Source organism: Rhodococcus sp. 05-2254-6, from assembly GCF_002258565.1.
Lineage (GTDB): Bacteria > Actinomycetota > Actinomycetes > Mycobacteriales > Mycobacteriaceae > Rhodococcoides.
Window position 1 is genome coordinate 1 of sequence record NZ_NOZF01000061.1, and the last position, 2,226, is coordinate 2,226.

4 protein-coding genes are annotated in these 2,226 nt (G+C 64.4%); 1 reads left to right on the top strand and 3 read right to left on the bottom strand.

All coding sequences use genetic code 11. The features are described 5' to 3' along the window. The coding region (locus CH256_RS08135; protein ID WP_256989395.1) for a helix-turn-helix transcriptional regulator at window positions 1-232 on the top strand (232 nt) is incomplete at its 5' end. 164 nt (window positions 233-396) lie between these two features. Here the strand turns inward: CH256_RS08135 and CH256_RS08140 are convergent. From CH256_RS08140 to CH256_RS08150, 3 genes are read right to left on the bottom strand one after another with little or no spacing between them, the layout of a single operon-like run. Further along, window positions 397-747 (bottom strand): hypothetical protein, encoded by a 351-nt coding sequence (locus CH256_RS08140; protein WP_094669233.1) that lies wholly within the window; start codon window positions 745-747, stop codon window positions 397-399. Then, the gene (locus CH256_RS08145; protein ID WP_094669234.1) at window positions 747-1,679 is read right to left on the bottom strand and encodes a hypothetical protein; all 933 of its coding nucleotides are present in this window, start codon (window positions 1,677-1,679) and stop codon (window positions 747-749) included. The genes CH256_RS08140 and CH256_RS08145 overlap by 1 nt, the downstream gene beginning before the upstream one ends. Beyond that, complete coding sequence (locus CH256_RS08150; RefSeq protein ID WP_094669236.1) at window positions 1,676-2,020, bottom strand: hypothetical protein; 345 nt, start codon at window positions 2,018-2,020, stop codon at window positions 1,676-1,678. Before CH256_RS08150 ends, CH256_RS08145 begins: the two co-directional genes overlap by 4 nt. Between the last annotated feature and the right edge of the window lie 206 nt (window positions 2,021-2,226).

Sequence of the window (2,226 nt, forward strand, 5' to 3'; positions counted from 1 at the left end):
ACCATCGACGCAAGGGGCCACGATGACCATCCACTATCTGTCACGCGGGGAGATCGCCGACAAGCTCGGTGTCTCGCTCGACGCTGTGAAGCAGTACCAGCGCAAGAGCTACCTACCCGAACCCGATGCGACAGTGGGCCGTAATCAGGGCTGGCTCGAGTCCACGATCGACGAGTGGCACGCCAGCCGTCCCGGCGCTGGGGCGCGCACTGACTTGACGCGCGACGCGTGAAACCCCGTTGTGGGCCGGCACCTAACCCTATTGCCGTCGCTCTGAGCGACCCCTGCCCTGGCGACCCCTACTGTGTCGAATGTGAGCAGGTTTCTCTCGTTCGGCCACGGCGCGTGGATCGAGCTCTCGATGCCTGCTCGATCCACGGCCACGTAGTGCCGGTCCTACTCGTCGACCTCGAGGTACCGACTCATTCCGCGAGCTCGGGGGTTGGCAACCTCGGTCCGATGCTCTAGAGCGGCCCTGGCTCTCTTGATCCGCGCTGCCTCACGCTCGGCATCGAGCCGATCTCGCTCGGCGCGGTCGGCGTCGTACTTCGCTTTGCGCGCCTCGGGATCTCGGGCGAGCCGGGTCAGCTCCTTCCCGTGCGCCGACGCGATCCCTGTGACCGGTGCGGGCTTCTCACGTTCCGCGTTGGTCTCTCGTTGCTGCGCCTGCGTCATTTGCTGAGCGTTCGGCCGGTCCTCGAGGTACTTCGACATACCGCGGGCTTCGGTCCCGTCCTGCTGCGCCATTACGCGTCCACCTCGGCGGTCTCGCGCTCGGCGAACCACTGCAGTGCAGCGTCGGGGGTGTCGACGTGGGCGAGCTCGACGCCGGTCTGTCCGACGAACTGACTACGCCAGACTTCCTGTTCGATCATCTGGGCACCCGTCCGGATCAACGACTCGGGGCGGTCCTCCCGAAAGCCGTTGTTCTCCACCAGCGCGAGCCACTGCCGAACACACTGCACCTGACGCCAGGACTCGGCCACCGTCGGCCACTGCTGGAATGCCTCGAGCACCTCGGGCCGACCGTCCGCGATCACAGCATCGGCGTTGTCGACCTCACCGGTCGCATCGACCAGAGTTCGGTATGCCCGCACGGCTTCATCGAGGATCGACGTCGACTGCTCGCCGAGAAACTGCTCGATCTCGTACCACACCGCAAGTACAGCCTCGCGGTTCTCGGCCGCGTGGTGAATGCGTAGCCGCTCCTCGAACTGTCCGTGCCGCGCTATCGGGTGCGTCGTCGGGATCGCAGTCCTGTCGAACTCCTGCGCCGCCACCATGATCGAGGGCACCTTCGTCTTCGCATCTGCCGCTTCCCATGCCGCGGCGAGTAATTCGCCGTCGCGCGCCCCGGGCACGAGGTTCAGCAGTTCCTCTCGTTCCTCGGCCAGCCGGTACTGCACCTTCTTCGCCGCGGCCGCGTTGCGCTTGATGCCCTTGAGCGGCCCGTCGGTGAGCCGCTGCCCGAACTCGTGGTCGAGGGTCGGTGATACCCCGATGCCGCTCGCGCGCTCCCGGTCGTTCTCTGCGGCTCGACGCTCTGCATCTGCCCTCGCACGCGCCTTGAGGTCTCGCTCGCTGATCGCATTGACGTTGCCCTGGATCTCCGATGCCTCGCCGGGACTGAACCCGCCGACACTCTGGTCCCAGTTGCTCGAGTCGATGCCGTTGTTCATCTGGTTGCTCCTTCGTTGGTTGTGCTGCCTGTACCGGTCGATGCAGGCTCGGTAGGGGTCTGGTGCTCGAGTGCGAGCCGAGCGAGTTCGAGGCCGTCGCGATACTCGGTCTGTTGGATCTCGGCGAGCTTGGCCGCGAGCTGCCCGACTGCGAGCAACTGGTCGACGCTCAGATCGAGCGGCACGGTGTCGCCGTTCGGGTCGACCTCGAGACCGACAACGCTGTCGATGACGCGCCGGACGATCGCTATCGGGTCGCCGCTCGGTCTCTTGCCGCTGCCGTCGTCCTTGGCTCTGCGGGCCGCTCGTCGAGCTTCGGTTCGTGCTCTCGATTGGGACATCACATCTCCTTGTTTTCTCCGTATTGCCACTTCTACTGCCGCTTGTTGCCGCGTCTTTTTCGGTAAGTGGCTGTCTGTTTGCGCTGGTTGGAGGCCCTATCTGGGAATTACTGCCACTACTGCCACATAGAAGTGAAGAGAGGTACACGAGAAAGGAGAGGGGCGATGAAGAGAGATACATACACACCTCTTTCGTAAGAGATACC

Excerpts from the sequence above, each read along its gene's own strand:
- CH256_RS08145 (WP_094669234.1), bottom strand. The coding sequence starts at position 1,679 with ATGAACAACGGCATCGACTCGAGCAACTGGGACCAGAGTGTCGGCGGG.
- CH256_RS08140 (WP_094669233.1), bottom strand. The coding sequence starts at position 747 with ATGGCGCAGCAGGACGGGACCGAAGCCCGCGGTATGTCGAAGTACCTC.
- CH256_RS08150 (WP_094669236.1), bottom strand. The coding sequence starts at position 2,020 with ATGTCCCAATCGAGAGCACGAACCGAAGCTCGACGAGCGGCCCGCAGA.